20 protein-coding genes and 1 pseudogene are annotated in these 18903 nt (G+C 37.7%); 10 read left to right on the top strand and 11 right to left on the bottom strand.

All coding sequences use genetic code 11. From position 1 onward, the window contains the following. The first annotated feature begins 64 nt into the window (after positions 1-64). Both PP182_RS18230 and PP182_RS18225 read left to right on the top strand, forming a co-directional pair. Complete coding sequence (locus PP182_RS18230) at positions 65-376, top strand: winged helix-turn-helix transcriptional regulator (protein ID WP_272652702.1); 312 nt, start codon at positions 65-67, stop codon at positions 374-376. A 432-nt stretch (positions 377-808) separates the two neighbouring features. Further along, complete coding sequence (locus PP182_RS18225; protein ID WP_330098008.1) at positions 809-1111, top strand: hypothetical protein; 303 nt, start codon at positions 809-811, stop codon at positions 1109-1111. Between the two features lie 63 nt (positions 1112-1174). On the opposite strand, the gene PP182_RS18220 is transcribed toward PP182_RS18225, so the two are convergent. After that, positions 1175-1957 (bottom strand): DUF2971 domain-containing protein, encoded by a 783-nt coding sequence (locus PP182_RS18220; RefSeq protein WP_272652701.1) that lies wholly within the window; start codon positions 1955-1957, stop codon positions 1175-1177. 69 nt (positions 1958-2026) lie between these two features. On the opposite strand from PP182_RS18220, the gene PP182_RS18215 reads away from it, so the two are divergent. After that, positions 2027-2314 carry a helix-turn-helix transcriptional regulator gene (locus tag PP182_RS18215; protein ID WP_272652700.1) on the top strand — a complete coding sequence of 96 codons (288 nt, stop codon included), beginning with the start codon at positions 2027-2029 and terminating at the stop codon, positions 2312-2314. A 5-nt stretch (positions 2315-2319) separates the two neighbouring features. Next, the gene (locus tag PP182_RS18210; protein WP_272652699.1) at positions 2320-3570 is read left to right on the top strand and encodes a type II toxin-antitoxin system HipA family toxin; all 1251 of its coding nucleotides are present in this window, start codon (positions 2320-2322) and stop codon (positions 3568-3570) included. Positions 3571-3758: 188 nt separating this feature from the next. Here the strand turns inward: PP182_RS18210 and PP182_RS18205 are convergent, their stop codons facing one another. Then, positions 3759-4796, bottom strand: a complete 1038-nt coding sequence (locus PP182_RS18205; protein ID WP_272652698.1) for a sugar phosphate isomerase/epimerase family protein — start codon at positions 4794-4796, stop codon at positions 3759-3761. A 29-nt stretch (positions 4797-4825) separates the two neighbouring features. Further along, the gene (locus PP182_RS18200) at positions 4826-7561 is read right to left on the bottom strand and encodes a PQQ-dependent sugar dehydrogenase (protein ID WP_272652697.1); all 2736 of its coding nucleotides are present in this window, start codon (positions 7559-7561) and stop codon (positions 4826-4828) included. 108 nt (positions 7562-7669) lie between these two features. Between PP182_RS18200 and PP182_RS18195 the strand changes: the two genes are divergently transcribed. The 4 genes and pseudogenes from PP182_RS18195 to PP182_RS18180 form a co-directional block, all read left to right on the top strand. Further along, positions 7670-8416, top strand: a complete 747-nt coding sequence (locus PP182_RS18195) for an NUDIX hydrolase (protein ID WP_272652696.1) — start codon at positions 7670-7672, stop codon at positions 8414-8416. A gap of 134 nt (positions 8417-8550) precedes the next feature. Continuing rightward, positions 8551-8973, top strand: a complete 423-nt coding sequence (locus PP182_RS18190; RefSeq protein ID WP_272652695.1) for a hypothetical protein — start codon at positions 8551-8553, stop codon at positions 8971-8973. Next, positions 8960-9154, top strand: a complete 195-nt coding sequence (locus tag PP182_RS18185) for a helix-turn-helix transcriptional regulator (RefSeq protein ID WP_272652694.1) — start codon at positions 8960-8962, stop codon at positions 9152-9154. Before PP182_RS18190 ends, PP182_RS18185 begins: the two co-directional genes overlap by 14 nt. A gap of 215 nt (positions 9155-9369) precedes the next feature. Further along, positions 9370-10077 (top strand): annotated as a pseudogene (locus PP182_RS18180) (SDR family NAD(P)-dependent oxidoreductase); the annotation flags it as partial. A gap of 68 nt (positions 10078-10145) precedes the next feature. On the opposite strand, the gene PP182_RS18175 reads toward PP182_RS18180, so the two are convergent. Next, entirely contained in the window at positions 10146-10490 is a 345-nt protein-coding gene (locus PP182_RS18175; RefSeq protein ID WP_272652693.1) for a winged helix-turn-helix transcriptional regulator, read from the bottom strand. 125 nt (positions 10491-10615) lie between these two features. On the opposite strand from PP182_RS18175, the gene PP182_RS18170 reads away from it, so the two are divergent. After that, the gene (locus tag PP182_RS18170) at positions 10616-11668 is read left to right on the top strand and encodes an NADP-dependent oxidoreductase (RefSeq protein WP_272652692.1); all 1053 of its coding nucleotides are present in this window, start codon (positions 10616-10618) and stop codon (positions 11666-11668) included. Between the two features lie 112 nt (positions 11669-11780). Then, the gene (locus tag PP182_RS18165; RefSeq protein ID WP_272652691.1) at positions 11781-12218 is read left to right on the top strand and encodes a nuclear transport factor 2 family protein; all 438 of its coding nucleotides are present in this window, start codon (positions 11781-11783) and stop codon (positions 12216-12218) included. A 156-nt stretch (positions 12219-12374) separates the two neighbouring features. Here the strand turns inward: PP182_RS18165 and PP182_RS18160 are convergent, their stop codons facing one another. From PP182_RS18160 to PP182_RS18130, 7 genes are all read right to left on the bottom strand, one after another. Beyond that, positions 12375-13280, bottom strand: coding sequence for an alpha/beta fold hydrolase (locus PP182_RS18160; protein WP_272652690.1), 906 nt, complete (start codon positions 13278-13280; stop codon positions 12375-12377). Positions 13281-13322: 42 nt separating this feature from the next. After that, complete coding sequence (locus PP182_RS18155; RefSeq protein WP_272652689.1) at positions 13323-13898, bottom strand: Crp/Fnr family transcriptional regulator; 576 nt, start codon at positions 13896-13898, stop codon at positions 13323-13325. 71 nt (positions 13899-13969) lie between these two features. Continuing rightward, a complete protein-coding gene (locus PP182_RS18150) occupies positions 13970-14845 on the bottom strand; it encodes a helix-turn-helix domain-containing protein (RefSeq protein WP_272652688.1) in 876 nt (291 codons plus the stop codon). Positions 14846-14917: 72 nt separating this feature from the next. Beyond that, complete coding sequence (locus tag PP182_RS18145; protein ID WP_272652687.1) at positions 14918-15676, bottom strand: SDR family NAD(P)-dependent oxidoreductase; 759 nt, start codon at positions 15674-15676, stop codon at positions 14918-14920. 298 nt (positions 15677-15974) lie between these two features. After that, positions 15975-16877 (bottom strand): alpha/beta hydrolase fold domain-containing protein, encoded by a 903-nt coding sequence (locus tag PP182_RS18140; RefSeq protein WP_272652686.1) that lies wholly within the window; start codon positions 16875-16877, stop codon positions 15975-15977. A 20-nt stretch (positions 16878-16897) separates the two neighbouring features. Continuing rightward, positions 16898-17980, bottom strand: a complete 1083-nt coding sequence (locus tag PP182_RS18135; RefSeq protein ID WP_272652685.1) for an alkene reductase — start codon at positions 17978-17980, stop codon at positions 16898-16900. Between the two features lie 125 nt (positions 17981-18105). Then, complete coding sequence (locus tag PP182_RS18130) at positions 18106-18846, bottom strand: SDR family oxidoreductase (protein WP_272652684.1); 741 nt, start codon at positions 18844-18846, stop codon at positions 18106-18108. Between the last annotated feature and the right edge of the window lie 57 nt (positions 18847-18903).

The raw sequence follows: 18903 nt of genomic DNA, 5'->3' as shown, positions 1-18903 counted from the left end.
TTAGTGACACCTTTTAAACTCTTAAAGAAGTTTACTTTTAGGTAACCCACTTATAAATTTGATCATGAACTATAAAGAGTTTGAAAGTTGTGGGCTAAAGCGAAGTTTAGATCTACTTTCTGGCAAATGGAAGCCACTTATTTTATATCATCTATTCCAAGAAAAAGAAATACGATTTATTGAATTATGGCGTAAAATGCCGCGAGTATCTAAAAAAGTGCTACTCGAACAATTACAACAGATGCAGGAGCATCATATAATTGAGCGAATAGAAATTAAGGGTTTCCCACCACAAGTACATTACCGATTGCATGACGATACTGAACCCTTAGGACCCGCTTTACAGATATTGGAAGGTTGGGGAAAAAACAGATAGCTATTTCTCATTTAAGTGATACTTTTTTATAGTTCAACCTATTAAGGAGTTGAAAATAATACCCAAGCTTCTATTTGTTTAAGATGCTATGTATTGTTCTTTAAAATAGGATATTACTATATCTATTTTTTACGAATAATATGAAGGTAAAGGTTAACTATTCGGTTACCCTGTCTTATTGAAATAATCTAAGTATCCGGTTATTAAAGTATCGTGTTAGAGTAAGTTAGTTCTGCCACCCCGGAGCACCACTAAATGGTTGGTGTTGAAGCATTGTTAACTGGATTATTGACAGTACTTTTATGCATTCATCCAATAGCATTTAAAGCCATATAAAAGGTGTAGCGTTCGGTGAATGGTTCTGTACCTTCCATAGGCATAATTTACCTTCAGTTTAATGTAGTTCATGAATGTTTTGCAAACCTTTTATAATTGAACTCAGGTATTGACTATTTTGTTCAAGCGGTTAACAAAAACATAATAAGTACCTTATTTCAGGACAAGACACACGTATTACGAGTGGAGAAGGAAATCCCAAAAATTAGGGCGGAAGTCTTCTTTCGGTCGAAACAGGTCCAGTTTATAAACTATGCAGATGGAATGGATGAAAAAGAGCAGTTCTTACTGCAGAAGATTCATCGTGAAATTCCAGAAAGGTCGAAGCAATTTTCAGTGTCTGATTTAGAGGATAATTTTGAGCGGGTCCATGAGGAAGTGAAGTCGATATTTGAGTAAAGACAGGTAGTGCAATGGGTGTTCTAAAAGGTGGTGTAATAGGTGGTCAAATGCTTTAAATCCTCATTTCGGAATGTATAGCGGTTTATAGGATAACTTCCCTATCGATACTGGTCCGGTCACTTGAAAAACTTTTACGTTTTTGTAATGCTCTTTGACTGTAGTAACAACCTGATTTATAAAATCTGCTTCGGCGTCATATCCAATAAGTACATTCAATAAAGAGGAAGGTTTGAAGTTAATTCTTCCGGTTCTGTCCTTCAAAAGCCGAAGCTCTTTTTCGTAAGACCAATCCTCGGTTTTCTTGTAGAACAAATCAATGATATGATCGGATTGTGAAATTGGGCTGTATTCCCGCTCCTTGATTTCAGATACATAATGTATGGGAAGGATATTATGGAAAAAAGTTGGGTCATCGCTACTATCGAAATGTAGGCATACACCCTTGTTATTTTCAGAATAGATTTCCCAAAGCTTTTTATTCATTGGGTACATTGTAAAACAGGCAATTCCAAAGCTGGACACGAAAGGTTTTATTTTGGTGGTGGCAAATTCCTGGAGCTTTTCTGGTGTCATATTCCTATCGAAATATTCCTTAGTTCTCGGGTCAAGCATACTTTCTGCAACTGTATTGTAAAGTAATTTGAGTTCTAAGGGGTGTTTTGAAAGTTTTACAAATTCTGGATTAGAGTCTAATTCGTCATTCAAGGAATCCCTATCTGAAAACCAAATATAATTTTCTTTGAGTTCGTCCAAAGTATTCTTGTTGGGTGGGCGGAAACGAAATACATAGGGTACACCCATTTTAATGGCCAATCCGTGGTCTTGATTAAAAATACTATACATACTTCAAAAGTAATAAAATGTTGCATACTATCAACAAAAATAGTATATTTGTGGTAAATATGAAACAAAATGAATCCTAAGAAAGCAGTTCTTTTACCAAAGTATCTCAAGATTTTTGAACAGTTGGGAGAGAATATAAAGCTTGCGCGAAAGCGAAGAAAGCTCACAACCGAGCAAGTTTCTGAGCGTGCCGGAATTAATCGTACAACGTTGTACAGAATTGAAAAGGGCGACCCAGCGGTTGCCATAGGTTCCTATTTTAATGTTTTCAGGGTTTTGAATTTGGAAGACGATTTCAAGACACTAGCTGTGGATGATGAATTCGGAAGGAAACTACAGGACCTTGATTTATTATAAGAAAAATGGCTAGAGGAAAATTTGACATACACGTTTTTGCAGACTGGATTGGTTTAGAAGAACCGACTCTTATAGGTACGCTCTCTGCTCATTTCGCAAAAGGGAAAAAGGCGTTCAACTTTGAGTATGATAAAGATTGGTTAAAGACCGATGCACAACGATTGCTAGACCCAGACATAGATTTTTATTCTGGCCCACAATATCCTAAAAACAAAGTGAATTTTGGGATTTTCCTAGATAGCATGCCCGATACTTGGGGTAAAACATTAATGAAGCGAAGAGCTGCTCAAGATGCCAGAGCAAAGGAGGAAAAAGCGACTACACTTTATGAAATAGATTATCTGCTTGGGGTTTTTGACGAAAGCAGAATGGGTGCGTTACGATTTAAAACGGATTTGGATGGACCATTTTTAGATAACGATGCACAAAGCCCAACACCACCTTGGTCATCACTCGGTGAGCTTCAGGAAGCAGTAAATCAGTTAGAAAATGATGAACAAAGTGATGCTATTAGAAAATGGATAGCAGTATTGATAGCACCTGGTTCCTCTCTGGGTGGAGCAAGACCAAAGGCAAACATACTTGATGCACAGAAGAATTTGTGGATAGCCAAATTTCCTTCAAAAACGGATGTAGTGGATAAAGCAGCTTGGGAATATCTAGCCTATAAATTGGCCGTTGCTTCCGGTATAGAAATGGCAAATTCTAAAATAGAAAAGATAAGCGGTCAATACCATACATTCCTTACCAAGCGATTTGATAGGGATAATGGCAATCGCATCCACTTTGCCTCAGCGATGACAATGACCGGAAACACGGAAGATATTATTAGAGATACGACATCTAGTTATTTAGAAATTGTTGAGTTTATCGAAAACTATGGGGTTGACGTGGAAGCTAATTTGCACCAACTCTGGCGTAGAATTGTGTTTAATATCGCTATTTCAAATACGGATGACCACCTACGGAATCACGGTTTTATATTAACCAAAAAGGGTTGGACATTGTCGCCTGCTTATGATTTAAACCCGTCCATAGAAAAAGATGGGTTATCTCTAAATATAGATATGGATGATAACGCATTAAGCTTTGACTTAGCTAAAAGTGTAGGGATATATTTTCGCTTAAGCGAAAAAGAGATGCGGACTATTCTTAACCAAGTCCTAGCTGTAGTTAAGGATTGGAAAAGTATGGCGCAGCAGATAGGTATTAAAAATCAGGAAATTGAATTGATGGCAGGGGCTTTCAAGTGGTAAAAGAAGCAAAAAACTAGATGAGTTACATATCAATTAAAAATGAGGGTCCAAAAACAACGAAACCTTGCAAATTATTGATTTTGCAAGGTTTTCCCTTTGTTTGGAGTTTCCCCCGGTGACATTTATTGAGGCGATTAATTCCTCAACTTAAAATACAGTCTTTTGCTGCAATTCCACAGTTTAGCATTTTATTCATTCCCCAATTTTTCCAACACTTCTTCCAAGAGCAATTTTGTAGCCCTTACACCATCGTCGTTAGATAAAAAGTTCATGTCCCCGCCCATATCCCGCATTAGGCCGCCTTCATATTCGATACCGACATATCCACCGGTCCATCCGGAATCCTTTATGATATTGAACATTTTAATAAAATCAGTTTCAAGATCGTATCCATTATCATCGAACCTATGTGTCTTGGCAGAGATCCCTTTGGTGTACGGCATCATTTTGGCAACACCTTCATATTTATCATATTCCTTTAGACATTTAGTGCCGATCAAGTCCTTAAAATCCATGCTTTTCGCAACAGTTCGCTCCGCGCAAAAATTTCCAAAATCAGGCAAGAAGCCCTTATTCTTTTGATTAAGTTGTTCCATAATTCCTACTAACCAATCTGCATTGGTAGAATTACCAAAATGATTTTCAACAATAACATTCAGATCCGCTTTAGCTGCAAAGTCCAAAAGTTTTCCATATCCGTCTACGGCCGCATTGGCTATTTCTTCTGGAGTTCCGGGCTCAACCTTTCCGGTCAATGCGCCCATGGCATCCCCTAAATTTACCCTTATGGAGGTGCAGCCCAAATACTTGGCAGCCTCAACCCATTCAAAATGGCCTTCTACAGCGGCATTTCGTTCCTTATCGTTAATGGAGGTAATATTTGCACCGTCTACCATAATAAGATGGTTCACCATGCCCAAATCACCACAACGTTGCTTTAACTCTTTCATATACCCTGCATCGGTATGCTTACCGTTGAAAAAACCGGAAACGTACTCCAATACGGTAATATCATGTACTTCTTTTGCCCTTGCAGGAAAATCCATGTTGGTCATTTTACCTGAATAAAGCTCCGAAGCGAACGAAAATTCGCCTAAAGAGATTTCAAAACTGAACTTGTTGTCCATCCCCATTGGGAATAATGACTGCGGTATTAAAGTGCTTAATCCAAGACCGGCTGTGGTAGCTCCTAGCTGACCTAAAAATGTGCGACGTGTTGTTTTCATATTCTTTATGCTTTAAAAGTTAAGGGTGTTTATTCTGGTATAAATGTGACCGAAATAGGTACGAACAGAGCTCCATCGGTCTTTTCGTTCCTAAAGACAAAATAAACGTCATGTATACCTGTCGTGGGAGATATTGGCACCATAATGGGAGCAGGAGGTTTAGTCGTTGAAAATACGTCATCATCGGAAGGTTCAATGAATTCCGTTTTCCCAATTAAAGGTCCGTCCTCCGCATTGATATGTACTTCTATCGTCCCCCCATTGGAATTAAGTTGCTTTATAGGGGCCACTACGATCATAGCCATGGATTGGATATGGCTTAAATCAATGTTTTTATACATGGCAAACGTATTTGGATTGGTTACGATGAGCAAATTCATCTCACCCATTTTAAAATTCATGTTTTCCTTGGATGCCTCATCCGCGTCTCCCAAGATCAGGGTCGGGTTGTTCAAAATGATAGATTTAGAGTCTGTCAATGGCGGCATACCATTGGAACCTTTGTCGGTATAACTGGCCCAAAGCCTGTATACCCCTTTTTGGGCGTCCACTCCCTCGGGCAATTTGATGGTAAGCGTGCCTTCCGTAGGCATGGTAGCGGGAATGTTCTTAGGCTTTTCCAAACTCAATATATATTGGACGATCTGCTCCGCTTCGGGCAATCCTATGGTAGGATGTGCGTTCATGGCAACATCGCCCCATACTCCGGAACCCCCCTTAATAATTTTGTTCGACAAATAATCCATTGCTTTCGAATCAGTACTATATTTTTTTGCAATAGAAGTAAACGCTGGCCCTATCGATTTTTTATCTACAAAATGACAAGCCCTGCAGTCACTTTTCTCCATAAGGCTTTTACCTGCCGTATAGGTAATGGGAGCTTTTTGATGACCCTGTGATGGGGGAGTGTTGTCGAGAGCATCTTGGTAATGGGCACTAATTTTAACCCTATTTGGTTCAATGATCTTCTTTTCGAGACTGCCGTCCTCCTGATCACTGACATCTACCCTGTATTTGATGGATTTACCCGGAAAGAAAAAAGTTTTATTCCCTTCCGTTAGATTCAAATTGACTACAGGTGGGTCGTTTCCAGCAGCAATAGATAGTTCTTCGGTCTCTTGGTTACCTTCCGTGTCGGTTACCGTCAGGGTAGCTTTATAGTTTCCTATTGTATCAAAAGTAAAGGAAGGGTTTGGTTCGGATAGTTTAGCGATATAATTATTCAACCTGTCCCTTATTACCCATTCATAATTTAGGCTGTCCTTATCATAATCCAAGGTTCCATTTGAAGAAAATTGCACTTGCAAGGGGATAGCACCAACTAATTTGTCGGCGGATGCTACTACTATTGGTTTTCTGTTACCACCGTTATATTCTATCCTTACCAATTTGGATTCGGGATTTCCCATAAACCAACCTTGTCCGTATTCTAGAATATATAAATCCCCATTGGGCCCAAAGGTCATATCAATAGGGTGGTCCAGTTTCAGGTTTGGCAAGAACCTTTCCATACGGGCATAGTCACCTTTTGAGTTCATTTTGACCGTAATGATCCAATCGCGCATCCATTCATAAATAAAAAGTCTGTTGTTATAATAGTCAGGAAAAGGTCGTTTGGCATTTGGAAATTCATCCTTATAATATACAGGCCCGGCCATGGCGCTCTTACCTCCGGTCCCAAGGGCCGGAAATCGCTTGGATTGCGTAGTTGGATACCAGATAAAGGCCTTTTCAGCAGGAGGAAGTTCTGTCATACCGGTATTATTGGGAGAATCGTTTGTGGGTTTCTCGGGGTCAAACTTTTCTCCGGAGATGTTAGTTTCAAAATCAAAATCCCAAAAGGGTTTGTTGTTTCCAACAAAATAGGGCCAGCCAAAATTGCCTGCTTTTCGAGCCTGCCCGAACTCATCTTCTGCCGCCGGCCCCCTACTGATAGAATCCTTACCGGCATCCGGACCTACATCACCCCAATACAAAAACCCATTTTTTTTGTCGACCGAAATACGAAAAGGGTTTCGGTGTCCCATAGTGTATATTTCCTGTCTTGTTTTTGGTGTTCCTTTTTGGAAAAGATTTCCTTCAGGGATGGTATAACTACCATCGGCTTCTGGATGGATTCGAAGAATTTTACCTCTTAGGTCATTCGTATTGGCAGCAGTTCTTTGTGCGTCAAAGGCAGAACGTCCCATGCGTTCATCAATAGGGGAATAGCCATCAGATTCCCTGGGACTGGTATTGTCACCTGTAGAAAGATAGAGGTTTTTATTGGCGTCCCAATCTATTGAGCCACCGGTATGACAACAATTGGTACGCTGGGTGGGTATCTCCAGAAGTACTTGTTCGTTCTTTAAATCCAGTCGTTTATCAGTGAGTTTATAGCGGGCCAGAATATTTTTGGGGTCATTTCCGGCAGGGGAATAGTATAGGTACACCCATCCATTTTCTTCAAAATCAGGGTCTATTGAAAGTCCTAAAAGCCCATCCTCGGCTTCCGATTGAGTACCATTTTCGGGGTCCGCATATTTTGTGCTTACCTCAATATTTGCGATTTCGGTGGTCTTCTGGGTAAGGTTCTCATAAAGTGTAACGGAACCATGTCTTTCGATAAAAAGGACATCCTCATTGGGAAGAACCGCCATTTCCATGGGCTCGTTCAGGTTTTCGACCAGAACCACTTTTTTAAATCGATTTTCCTCGGGTTGGATTTGACCGTACATTAGTGCAGAAGAAAAGCATATCAGTAAGGATAATAATGATTTTTTCATTGAGCATGATTTAATATGTAATAGAATACATAGCTTTGTGTGTATATTGTACGCAAACATACTGTTTTTTTTAATGCGTATGAATTACGCATAAATAATTTTGAATTTATGATTGTAACGTATTTGGAAAATTGCTTGAAAGAAGTTTCCGTTGATTGCGTGATTTTCGGCTTTGATGGCTCAACCGTTAAGGTACTTTTATCTAAATGGAAGAATATTGATTATTGGAGCTTGCCCGGTGGAAGAATCAAGAAAATGGAAGCATTGAATGCCGCCGCCCAAAGAATACTGCAGGAGAGAGTAGGTCTTAAAGAAGTTTTTCTACAACAATTTAATGTATTTGGAGAAATCAACCGATGTGAGCACTACGATGAATTGGAAACGACAAAACTAATTGAGAAATCCATAGGGGAGGATTTGTCCAAGATTCCGATAAAGCATAGAGTGTTGTCCGTTGGATATTATGCCCTATTGGATATTAACAAAGTTAAGGCCATCCCGGATGAATATACGGAAGAATGTCGTTGGATGGAATTGAACGAAATTCCATTATTATTGTTCGATCATAATGAAATGATAGACCTGGCCATAAGAACATTGAGAAGGGAAGTAAAATATCAACCAATAGGCAATCTTTTGCCCGATAAATTTACCTTGGCCGAAATTCAAAAATTGTACGAGTCTGTTTTAGATAAGACGTTTGACAGGCGAAACTTTTATAAACAAATAACCAAGCAGGATTTTCTGGTCAAACTTGCCGAAAAAAGAACCGGATCGGCAAACAAATCTCCCAATCTATATCGTTTTGACCAATCGAAATACGAACAAGCATTGGAGGCCGGAATGGGGTTTTAATGTTATTTCTGGTAACTCTTTGTATTTTCCATTTTTAGTGGTTCTTATAATCCTTCCCATCCACTAAATCAAGTAATGCACGAATTTTGCAAAAAAATAGCTTGTAAAGTATGTTAGAAATAAATAACATAATTATGAAAGCAAAAAAATTGGCCATAGTAAAGTTTACTGTGTCAGCCTTTATTTTGGGTTTAATGGGCTTTTGGATATTCAAGACAACCAGGCCACTTAATGAATTGGCCTACGGAACCATTGGAGTCATGCTGATCATAGTCGGATTTGTAATATATTCTGGTATTCAAGCGCTTAAGGATGCTAAATCGGGACTAAACGCTGAAGATGAACTCTCAAAAAAGATTACTCAAAAGGCTGCTTCCATGGCTTTCAGTATTTCGATTTATATGTGGCTGATCGGTATGTTTGCACTCGATATATTTTCTGTCGATTCAGTAAATAAAGCCAAACTGGTAATAGCTATTGGAATGATGGGTATGACCCTCATTTTTATTTTTATTCGCCTGTACCTTTCAAAAGTAGGTATAGATGATGACAACTAGGATTAAGGAACTGCGTGCAAGAGAGAATCTAACTCAGATTGATCTTGCACAGAAAGTCGGTGTACGTAGGGAAATTATTGTTTTTTTGGAAAAGGGAAAATATAATCCCTCCCTTAAATTGGCGTATGATATCTCGAAGGTATTCAATATGAGAATTGAAGAGGTTTTTATTTTGAAATAATTCGTATAAAAAACAGTAGCCTTTATTCAGGACGGGTCAGTTTTAGGAGTAGAAATGTTGTTACATCCTATAACCAAAGACTTTGCTGAAAATTTTTTTAAACCTCCAGAAGAATACGGATTTCTTGATAGAGAGATGTTACGTTTTGACCAAATGGTTTGGTCAAGCGCAATAACAAATTCGATTGAATTTTTAAATGATTTAGATTTTTAAACAAAGGGAACGAGGTAATCATTTGTGGCAGAACCCGAACCACGCTTGATAAAGCTCAAGAAAAATTTCCCTTACTGCATACAATTGTAGCCGATATTTCATCTGAAGAAGGAAGAAGAACTTTAAAAACAGAAATTGTTGATCATTTTCCTAAACTAAATGTTCTCATTAACAATGCTGGCATTTATAGCATTACGGATATTATGAATTCCCAATATATAACTACTTTGGAATCTGAACTAGCAATAAATTTAGTAGCACCAATGGCATTGATTAAGGAATTAATGCCTGTCTTAGATAAAAATGTTGATGCTACCATTGTTAATGTTACTAGTGGCTATGTCTTTATTCCATCTGCACAATCATCTTCATATAGTGCCAGTAAAATTGGTCTAAGAGCTATTACACAAGGTTTAAGATTTAATCTTCAAAAAAAGTCGATCCGTGTAGTAGAGGTTGTTCCTCCTGCCGTTGATACTCAAATGAACAAAGGTAAAAATATGTCCATGATGACTTCTGAACTTTTCGCTCAAAAGGTTTTTAAAGGATTAATTGGTGGTCAAGATGAAATTGTAGTCGGAATATCGAAGTTAGGAAAACTGTTATCCCGAATAGCTCCAAAGTTTGGTTTCAAAAAAATGAATACCGATGAAGAAAAACAGCGAATGGAAATGCGCTTAGCTGAAGTTGGATTACATTATAAAGAATAAGTAACGCTATTTTGCTTTTTTCTAAATACTCTTTTTTACGCTGTTCTCATAACCGCGTTTAGGATATTTTAAGGATTGGTTTTTTCAATTTGCTTATCACCCCATTCTTTAAGATAGCTGATGAACGGAATCAACTCCTTACCAACTTCTGTTAAAGAATATTCCACCTTGGGAGGTACCTCGTGATATACTTTTCTGTCAACTAAATTGTCCTTTTCCAATTCCCGTAGCGTTTGGGTCAACATTTTGGTGGTTATGTCTGGCACTTTCCTGCCTAATTCTCCGTATCGTAAGATCATATGTTCATGCAAATACCATAAAATCCTACCCTTATACTTTCCTCCTATTCGTTTAAATGCATAATCAACAGAGCAGGTAGGAGTATCTGGACATTCTTTTTGTGTTTTTTTCATTTTTATTGAATTGCAAAGTATTGGTAATCAGTTATACATACTTTTTAGTAAGTAGGATACAAAAAAGTACATACTTGTCGCAAAGATATATATAATCTAGTTTTGGCTCATGAAAAACAATAAAAATGAAACAAATTGAAAATAAAACAGATAATTTTGAAAACACACCAATAATGAAAGTCATTCAGCAACACGAGTTTGGTAGGCCTGAAGTACTGCGTTATGAAGACGCCCCAATTCCCCAATTGAAACAAGGTGAAGTTCTCGTTCGGACACATGCAATTGGTCTTAATCCCCCCGACTGGTACCTGCGTGAGGGATATAAAATGTTGCCTCCGGAATGGCAACCAAAAGTGCAGTTTCCAATACTTTTGGGAACAGATATTTCGGGCGTTATAGAAGCAGTTGCTGACGATGTTAAAAACTTCTCTATCGGAGATGAAGTGTATGCTATGGTTCGCTTTCCCAGTGGTCTTGCCGGAGACAGTAAGGCTTATGCCGAGTACGTAAACGTTTCTGCTTCAGAACTCGCTATTAAACCAGCAGGAATTGATCATGCACATGCAGCAGCAGCTCCAATGTCGCTTCTTACCGCATGGCAGTTTATGATAGAATTAGGGCATAACGAGCAGAATCCACTTCAGCCCAACATGCATGAACCAGTGCCACTTGAAGGCAAAACCGTCCTAGTAAATGGAGCAGCAGGTGGTGTTGGGCACTTTGCGGTGCAATTGGCAAAATGGAAAGGAGCAAAAGTAATAGCCGTAGCTTCCGGAAAGCAGGAAGCATTTTTGCGTGATCTTGGTGCTGACGAATTTATTGATTATACCAAGACTGATGCACATAAGGTAGTTCATGATGTCGACCTTGTTATAGATTCGGTTGGTGGTCCGAAAACAGGTCGTTTCTTGCGTACTCTTAAACCTGGTGGTGCTTTGTTTCCAATTTTTCCATTGGGATTCTCTGGTAGCGAAGAAGCAGAGAAACTTGGCGTCACAGTCTCCTCAACACAAGTACGCTCCAATGGAGCCCAGCTTGCGGAAATTGCTAGCTTGCTTAATGATGGAACAATACGTGTGGCCATTGACAGTGAATTTAACTTTGAGGATGCTCAAAAGGCACATGAAAGAGCAGCACGAGGTCACTCTCAGGGTAAGATTGTACTTGCTGTTGTTTAATTATTTTATTACAAGGCTGTTTCCATTTTGGGACAGCCTTTATTTAACAATTTAATAGGCTATTATACATTGCGATTATCGCTATTAGCCTTTTTATATAAAACAAAATATAATGAACTATAAAGAATTAGAGGATAGAATCGCTCTAAGAAAACTTATCGATGACGTTTCTATCTTGGCGGATAAAAAAGATTTTCATAACCAAGTACAATTATTTACTGAGGATGGAATATCAGAAACTTTTGCTGAGGGAACAACAATTTTGAAACTGAAGGGTAGAAATGAAATGTCCAAAGCGTTTAGCGAGTTTCTTAAAAAAATTGACACAGTCTACCACTTAAATGGTCAACAGATAGTTACTATCGACGGCGACGGTGCTTCAGGAACTTCATATTGTATGATTACTTTAATCGGTACGGAGAACGGCAAAAAAATAAGGACTAACATTGGGGCTGTTTACCAAGATACATACGTGCGAGAGAATAACTGCTGGCTAATCTCAAAAAGAATAGGAAATTTTGATTGGCAGGAAAAAATAGAACTGGGATAATTCCGGTTTGAATATGCGCACTACATTAAATTGTTTTCATTTTGACGGAGTTAGATAGTTGATTGCCCTATAACAGTTCTTTCTGACACTATGCAAATTAGAATGAAATGAAGTTTCTGAAGTATAGTATTTAAAATATAGGGAAAATCTTACTGGCTATTTAGTATTTATCAAATTTAAAATCAGCTCACAAAGCTCTTCCGGTTTTTCTTCGGGAATATAATGACCACAATCAGATATAGATATAGAATTCAAATTACTTGAAATTTCTTCAACCGACTTTCCAACTCCATAACCTACAGCGTGATCTCCGCCAATAGCCAAAACGGGGATAGAAATATTTTTTTTAAATGCTATGTTCTCAGCACTACTTGTATTAAAAGCTCTATAATAATTAAAGCCATTTTTTAATTTTTCTTTACCCTTATTAGCCTTGTAATAAATATTCAAATCTTTTTTTGATATGGCAGATTTCACAAATGATTTCTTATCAAAGAACCATGATAAGTATGTTTTCTCATTTCCTGAAATCAATTCTTCTGGAAGGTCATTAATTTGATTAAAATAAAATTGCCAAATTTTATCAGCATTTTTAGGAACAAATAAGGAAGAATCGACTAATCCCGGAATACCGGCCTCAATGAGGGTCAATGTCTTCAATTTGTTTTCGTAGAGTAGTCCATAAGTTGCTGCAACCCATGCTCCAACATCATGACCTACCAGATGAAACGAATATATGTCGAGGCTCAATCCGACTTTATCTATAATAGTTGCAATACTTTTTGTATCATATTTTGAGGTGGGGGCACTAAAGCCTGTTCCGGGTAAGTCAATTGCGATAATCCGATATTTCTTTGAAAGGATTGGAATTACCTTCCTCCACGTATAGGAAGTCTGAGGCCATCCATGTAGCAATACGATAACTTCTCCCTTTCCTTGATCATAATAGCATATTTTTTGACTATTGATTTCTACATATTTCTTATCAGGCATTCTTGATTGGCCATAACTTGTCACTGATGATATAATCGCTACCAGAATAATAAATTCTTTAAGTCCCATAATTCTAATTTTTAGGACTCGAAAGTATATATGTTTAAACTTTTATTTCTTGATGTACGTTAAGGATTTAATCCGGCTCAACGATTCGGGTTTTATTCCCAAGTAGGATGCAATGTGATATTGGGAAACTAGCTGTTCGATTTTTGGATAGGTTTCCTTTAATAAATCAAATCGGTCTTTAGCAGGATGCATTAATAGGGAAGTTTGTCTTTTGCATTTTCTCAAGAAATAATCATCACTGATACCTTTTGCGAGTTTATACCAATCCGATGATTCCTCTAAAAGCTTTTCATATGTGCTTTTGGGAATTATATATAATTCTGAATTTTCCAAGGCTTGCAAATATCCAATTGCCGGTTTTTGTGTCAAAAAACTGGAATATGCACTGGCAAAACTTCCCTCAACGTGAAAATCAATATTGATTTCAGACCCATCATCATCTATATAATATCTTAAAATTCCGGTTTTCACAAAAGCGATAAAATCGCAAATCTTTCCCGGTGTTATTAAGTTTTCATTTTTGATTAACTTCTTCTGTACCACCAAAGATTTCAACCGATTGAAATGCTTTTCAGTCAAACCAATTTCGTCAATAAAATATTGTTTTAAATTTTCCATATTCATAGATTATTTTTTTACCACAAAATGGGCTTTTATACTATAGTAGCCAATCTTTGTAAGAAAATAATTTAATTTTGAAACTTCTTTCTAAATTCTCGAGGAGAGATACTTGTTTTATCTTTGAAAAGTCTGCTAAAGGATTCAGGTCTTTCAAATCCCAACTCATATGCAATTTCATTTACCGTTAAGAAAGAACCAGAAAGTTTTTCTTTGGCTTTTTCGATAAGCTTTTCGTGAATGTGCACTTGGGTACTCTTTCCAGTAGTTTGTTTTAGCAAGTTGCTTAAATAATTGGGAGAAAGATGTAACTCATTTGCGATATATTCTACACTGGGTAACCCATTTTTCAAAGAGAGTCCTTTACTGAAATAGTCTGATAGTAATTTTTCTGTTTTTGTCAGAATACTATTATTTGTTTTATCCCTGGTAATAAATTGCCTTTTGTAAAAGCGTTTGGCATATTTCAACAGTAATTCTACTTGTGCCAGAATGATACTTTTGCTCATTTCATCAATTTTGGAACGATATTCCTTAGCTATATTTTCAAAAACCTGTGACATAATTTCTTCTTCGTCAACCGATAAAAATAACCCTTCATTAATGGCATATCCGAAAAAATCATAATTCCGAATCTCCGTTGCCAAATTCGTGTTCCAAAGAAAATCGGGATGGATAAATAATAGCCATCCCGATGATTGTAATTCGTGCTTTTCTCTAAGAGTTTCGTAATATATGACCTGATTTGGGGAAAAGAACGACATAACTCCCTCATCAAAGTCGAAATTAGATTGACCATACCTGAATTTTCCAGGAATATTTTTCTTAAACCCTATAGCATAAAATTCCGGAACTGTATTTATTTCTGTTACCGTAGATTCATGGGCAATTTCGCTATAGTCAATCAAGCTCACTAACGGATGTTTGGGCTTTGAAAGCCCTCTCATTTTATGATATTGACTAATTGTTTTTATAGTTTGATCGCCCATAACTTATCACTTGTTTACAATAGTTTACAGTTACAATGCCATTCCACCGGAAACTTCTAAACGTTGTCCGTTAATCCAATAGGCATTATCCGTACATAAAAATGCAATTACACCTCCAACGTCTTCCGGTAATCCAGGACGTCCTAAGGCTGTAATACTTGAAACTGCCTGATTCATTTTTGGGTCATCTCGTGTAACCCCTCCATTGAAATCGGTTTGAATGGCCCCTGGCGCAACTGTGTTTACACGGATTTTCTTTTCATTCAGTTCAGCCGCCAATACTCTGGTAAACACTTCTACAGCTCCTTTTACCGTGGCATAAGTACTTGTATTAGGGAAAGTCCTACGGGTTAAACCACTGGAGATATTTACGATTCCTCCTTTATTATTAATGAAAGGTAAAAGCTTTTGGGTCAAGAAATAAACACCTTTAAAGTGTACGTTAACCATTAAATCAAATTCTTCTTCGCTTGCTTCAGCTACTGAAGTATGTCCTCCGATACCTCCATTATTGATAAGATAATCGAATTTAGCTTCTCCATAAGTCTTTTTTAAATATTCAGAAACGTTACTAATAAATACATCAAATGTACCGATAGGTTTACCTAGGTCTAATTGAAAAGCTCGTGCTTTTGAGCCTATTTCACTAATTACAGAAACAACTTCTGATGCTTCTTCCTCGCTGGATTTATAGGTGATGATAATGTCCAATCCTTTTCGAGCTAATTGTAGTGCAGTATCTCTTCCAATACCTCTACTGCCTCCTGTAATTATTGCAATTTTAGTCATAATGCTTGTTTTGTAAATTATAAGACAAAGGTAGGTAGACGTCTATCCGGAATATTGACCAACTCTAAGGTTGTTCTGTTTAAATCTAAGGTTTTTTTGAAGTCAAACCTTTCTCAACATTTTAAAATTGACTCAGGTTTTCCACGTTAACATTATCAAGCTTATTTATTTCACAAGCATATGTTGAATTTCACTTGTCACTGATGTATTACCGTAAGTATGTTAATAAAGAGCGACTCGGAATTTTACCAGAATAGTGCTGGAAATCCTGAGTCGCTATAATGTTCTTGGCCAAATTTTAATTTGAAAATATAAACTGCTTAATGTCTTTTATTGCTTCCACTGATTCTTTGGAATCAATATGGGAAAATAGCCAGACATGTTTTTGCCCATCATACTCCTTAAATTCTGATTTCTCTTGAATGGGATCAATGTAGGCATAAAAATTTCTGGCATCATCATTCAATACTTCGTCGGTACCAACCAATAAGAAAACAGGAGGAAATTTTTTGAATTTTAATTCACTGGGGTCTGCCGATTTTATATTGTTGGAAGAATACATCAATGCATGGCTGTATAAAAAGCCTTTATTTAGAATTGGGTCCAATTCTTGTTTGGTCTCATAGGAATCATTAGCACATTTTAAATCTATCCAGGGAGAGATCAGCGCCAAAGACGCAGGCATTGACAGATTGGCCTTTTGTGCATCCTTTATTAATGCTACTGCCAAGCCACCGCCAGCACTGTCTCCCATCACCGTTATTTTATGGTTCTTGTACTTTTTTTGCAGCGCCTTATACACTTTAAATATTTCGTTGTTGGCCGTAGGATATGGATGTTCCGGGGATAACGAATATTCAATGTATAGAATAGACGAATCGAATGACTTGGCCAAATGGGTCAGCATGGCACGATAGGTATTAAAATTACCATAGGTATAAACGCCCCCATGCAGATAAACAATGATTTCCCCTTGATTTAGCAAGTCTTGATTGAACCAATAACTCTTTACTCCTGAAATGGTCGTTTCGTTTACAGTGACCGTACTGTCAGGTGGATATACCTTTCCCAGGGTTTCATAAAATGCCCTGAAATCCTTAATCTGCTGCATGGTACTGTCTGGAACAGATTGTGCCTTTGTATTTGTGCCAATGAGTTGGAACACCGCCAACATCAGTACGAATTTGAATATATTTTTCATCTTATTGTTTTTACTTTTTTTTATTCTTCTAAAAATGGATAGTCAATATAACCCTGTTCGCCGCCGCCAAACATAGTGGCTCTGTCTGGTTCATTTAATTCGGCATCCAGTTCGAATCGTTTTGGTAAATCTGGATTTGCCAAAAATAAAGTTCCAAAAGAAATGATGTTTGCAATACCTTTTTCTAACTCTGCTTCTGCAGATGCTTTGTCGTAGCCAGTATTAGCGATTAAAGTTTGCTTTATTCTTTTTCCATATAGTTCTACTTCATCGTCTGTTGGATATTGAGCAGGTGGTGGAAAGAATGGGTTTTTTTTCATTAGTTCGACAAAAGCGATATCCAATGTATTGAGTTCGTCAATTAGATAGTTGTATGTTCCAACCGGGTCGTCATAAAACATATCTCCGTATGGGTGGTATACCGAAATTTTGATCCCTACTTTGTCACCTCCAACGGCATCGATCAATTCTTGCATTACTTCTAATACAAAACGAGCTTTATTTGGAATGCTACCGCCGTATTCATCGGTTCTTTGATTGGCACTTTCTGCTAAAAATTGGTTAGGTAAATACCCATTTGCGGCGTGAAGTTCTACCCCATCAAAGCCTGCTGCTATTGCATTTTTAGCGGCCTGCCCATAATCACTAATGGTTTGTTTGATTTCCTCTAAAGTAATTTCTTGAGGTGTTTCGTATTCTTTCATGCCCTGTGAGGTAAAGTGTTGCATTCCTTTAATAGGAATTGCTGATGGAGCAAGAGGAAGTTTGCCATTTCTATCAATGGAATGCCCAGCACGACCTGTATGCCAAAGTTGGGCAATGATGATACCCCCGTTTTCGTGTACAGATTTAGTAACTTTTTTCCACGCCTCGATCTGCTCGTTTGTGTAAATGCCGGGCGTTAATGGGCTACCGGTCGCTTCTTCACTTATTCTGATGGCTTCCGTAAATATCAAACCTGCGCTAACTCTTTGCGTATAGTATTGAACTGTAATATCACCTACTACACCGTTTATATCTGCACGGCTTCTGGTCATGGCGGACATAGCCATTCTGTTCTTTAATGTTAGATTTCCTAACTGTATTTTTTCTAATAATTTCATGATACTTGTATTTTATTTTTAGATTATTAAGTAAGCAAGTTGCCCCTATTAAAGAGGAGAAACTTGTATCAAATCACTGTTTTGAAATGAAGGGAATTTAATCGCATTTTTTAGTATGTTAATTGTTACCAAGGGATTTCGCCTGTCTCAGGATTGGTCTCTTCACTGAAAAATTTACCTGTAGGCCCATTTTGGTCTATTAGCGCGTAATTTATTATACGGCTGGCGGCAGTTTCCACGTCACCTCCATTATTGCTGGTAAAATCAGTCTTTGTATAGCCCGGACAAACCGAGTTTACCTTAAAAGAAGTGCCCTGTAATTCGTACGCTAAATGAATGGTGTACATATTCAGCGCAGCTTTTGAAGAAGCGTACACTGCATATTTGGCATAGTTATAAGCTGGCCAATCGGGATTGCTCTGTAGTGATAGCGAACCTACGCTGGTACTTACATTTACGATTCTTGGTACTGGTGATTTCCGTAAGAGGTCAATAAATGCTTTTGTAACTCTCGCTACGCCAATGACATTGGTCTCGAACGCTGCCCCAAGTTGATCTGGACTTGCTTCAAGTGCAGAGTAGGGTGGTTGACCTCCATTGATTCCTGCATTGTTGATGAGAACATCCAAAACATCGGTTCTCTTTCCGATTTTATCACGGGCAGCCTTTACCGAATGTTCATCCGTTACATCCAATTGTACTGCCTCTACATCGGTAAGTCCTTCTGATTTTAATATTTCTACGGCTTCCAATCCGTTTTGTCTGTTGCGGCTTCCGAGATACACATAAAATCCTTTTTGTAATAGCTGTTTTGCAGTTTCTAGTCCAATGCCTTTATTGGCTCCTGTTATTAATGCTGATTTCATTTTTCTTATGTTTAGAGTGTTGTGGTAAAAGCTGTTCAGTTAATGGTGAACATTTAT

The sequence above is a fragment of the Maribacter sp. PR1 genome, assembly GCF_028464145.1.
Lineage (GTDB): Bacteria > Bacteroidota > Bacteroidia > Flavobacteriales > Flavobacteriaceae > Maribacter.
The sequence above is the reverse complement of the archived record's forward strand: the minus strand, read 5'-3'. Positions and strand labels throughout refer to the sequence as shown.

Excerpts from the sequence above, each read along its gene's own strand:
- PP182_RS18195 (WP_272652696.1), top strand. The coding sequence starts at position 7,670 with ATGATTGTAACGTATTTGGAAAATTGCTTGAAAGAAGTTTCCGTTGAT.
- PP182_RS18190 (WP_272652695.1), top strand. The coding sequence starts at position 8,551 with ATGAAAGCAAAAAAATTGGCCATAGTAAAGTTTACTGTGTCAGCCTTT.
- PP182_RS18210 (WP_272652699.1), top strand. The coding sequence starts at position 2,320 with ATGGCTAGAGGAAAATTTGACATACACGTTTTTGCAGACTGGATTGGT.
- PP182_RS18200 (WP_272652697.1), bottom strand. The coding sequence starts at position 7,561 with ATGAAAAAATCATTATTATCCTTACTGATATGCTTTTCTTCTGCACTA.
- PP182_RS18170 (WP_272652692.1), top strand. The coding sequence starts at position 10,616 with ATGAAACAAATTGAAAATAAAACAGATAATTTTGAAAACACACCAATA.
- PP182_RS18130 (WP_272652684.1), bottom strand. The coding sequence starts at position 18,846 with ATGAAATCAGCATTAATAACAGGAGCCAATAAAGGCATTGGACTAGAA.
- PP182_RS18140 (WP_272652686.1), bottom strand. The coding sequence starts at position 16,877 with ATGAAAAATATATTCAAATTCGTACTGATGTTGGCGGTGTTCCAACTC.
- PP182_RS18155 (WP_272652689.1), bottom strand. The coding sequence starts at position 13,898 with ATGGAAAATTTAAAACAATATTTTATTGACGAAATTGGTTTGACTGAA.
- PP182_RS18175 (WP_272652693.1), bottom strand. The coding sequence starts at position 10,490 with ATGAAAAAAACACAAAAAGAATGTCCAGATACTCCTACCTGCTCTGTT.
- PP182_RS18230 (WP_272652702.1), top strand. The coding sequence starts at position 65 with ATGAACTATAAAGAGTTTGAAAGTTGTGGGCTAAAGCGAAGTTTAGAT.
- PP182_RS18160 (WP_272652690.1), bottom strand. The coding sequence starts at position 13,280 with ATGGGACTTAAAGAATTTATTATTCTGGTAGCGATTATATCATCAGTG.
- PP182_RS18165 (WP_272652691.1), top strand. The coding sequence starts at position 11,781 with ATGAACTATAAAGAATTAGAGGATAGAATCGCTCTAAGAAAACTTATC.
- PP182_RS18150 (WP_272652688.1), bottom strand. The coding sequence starts at position 14,845 with ATGAGAGGGCTTTCAAAGCCCAAACATCCGTTAGTGAGCTTGATTGAC.
- PP182_RS18220 (WP_272652701.1), bottom strand. The coding sequence starts at position 1,957 with ATGTATAGTATTTTTAATCAAGACCACGGATTGGCCATTAAAATGGGT.
- PP182_RS18205 (WP_272652698.1), bottom strand. The coding sequence starts at position 4,796 with ATGAAAACAACACGTCGCACATTTTTAGGTCAGCTAGGAGCTACCACA.
- PP182_RS18135 (WP_272652685.1), bottom strand. The coding sequence starts at position 17,980 with ATGAAATTATTAGAAAAAATACAGTTAGGAAATCTAACATTAAAGAAC.
- PP182_RS18185 (WP_272652694.1), top strand. The coding sequence starts at position 8,960 with ATGATGACAACTAGGATTAAGGAACTGCGTGCAAGAGAGAATCTAACT.
- PP182_RS18145 (WP_272652687.1), bottom strand. The coding sequence starts at position 15,676 with ATGACTAAAATTGCAATAATTACAGGAGGCAGTAGAGGTATTGGAAGA.
- PP182_RS18215 (WP_272652700.1), top strand. The coding sequence starts at position 2,027 with ATGAATCCTAAGAAAGCAGTTCTTTTACCAAAGTATCTCAAGATTTTT.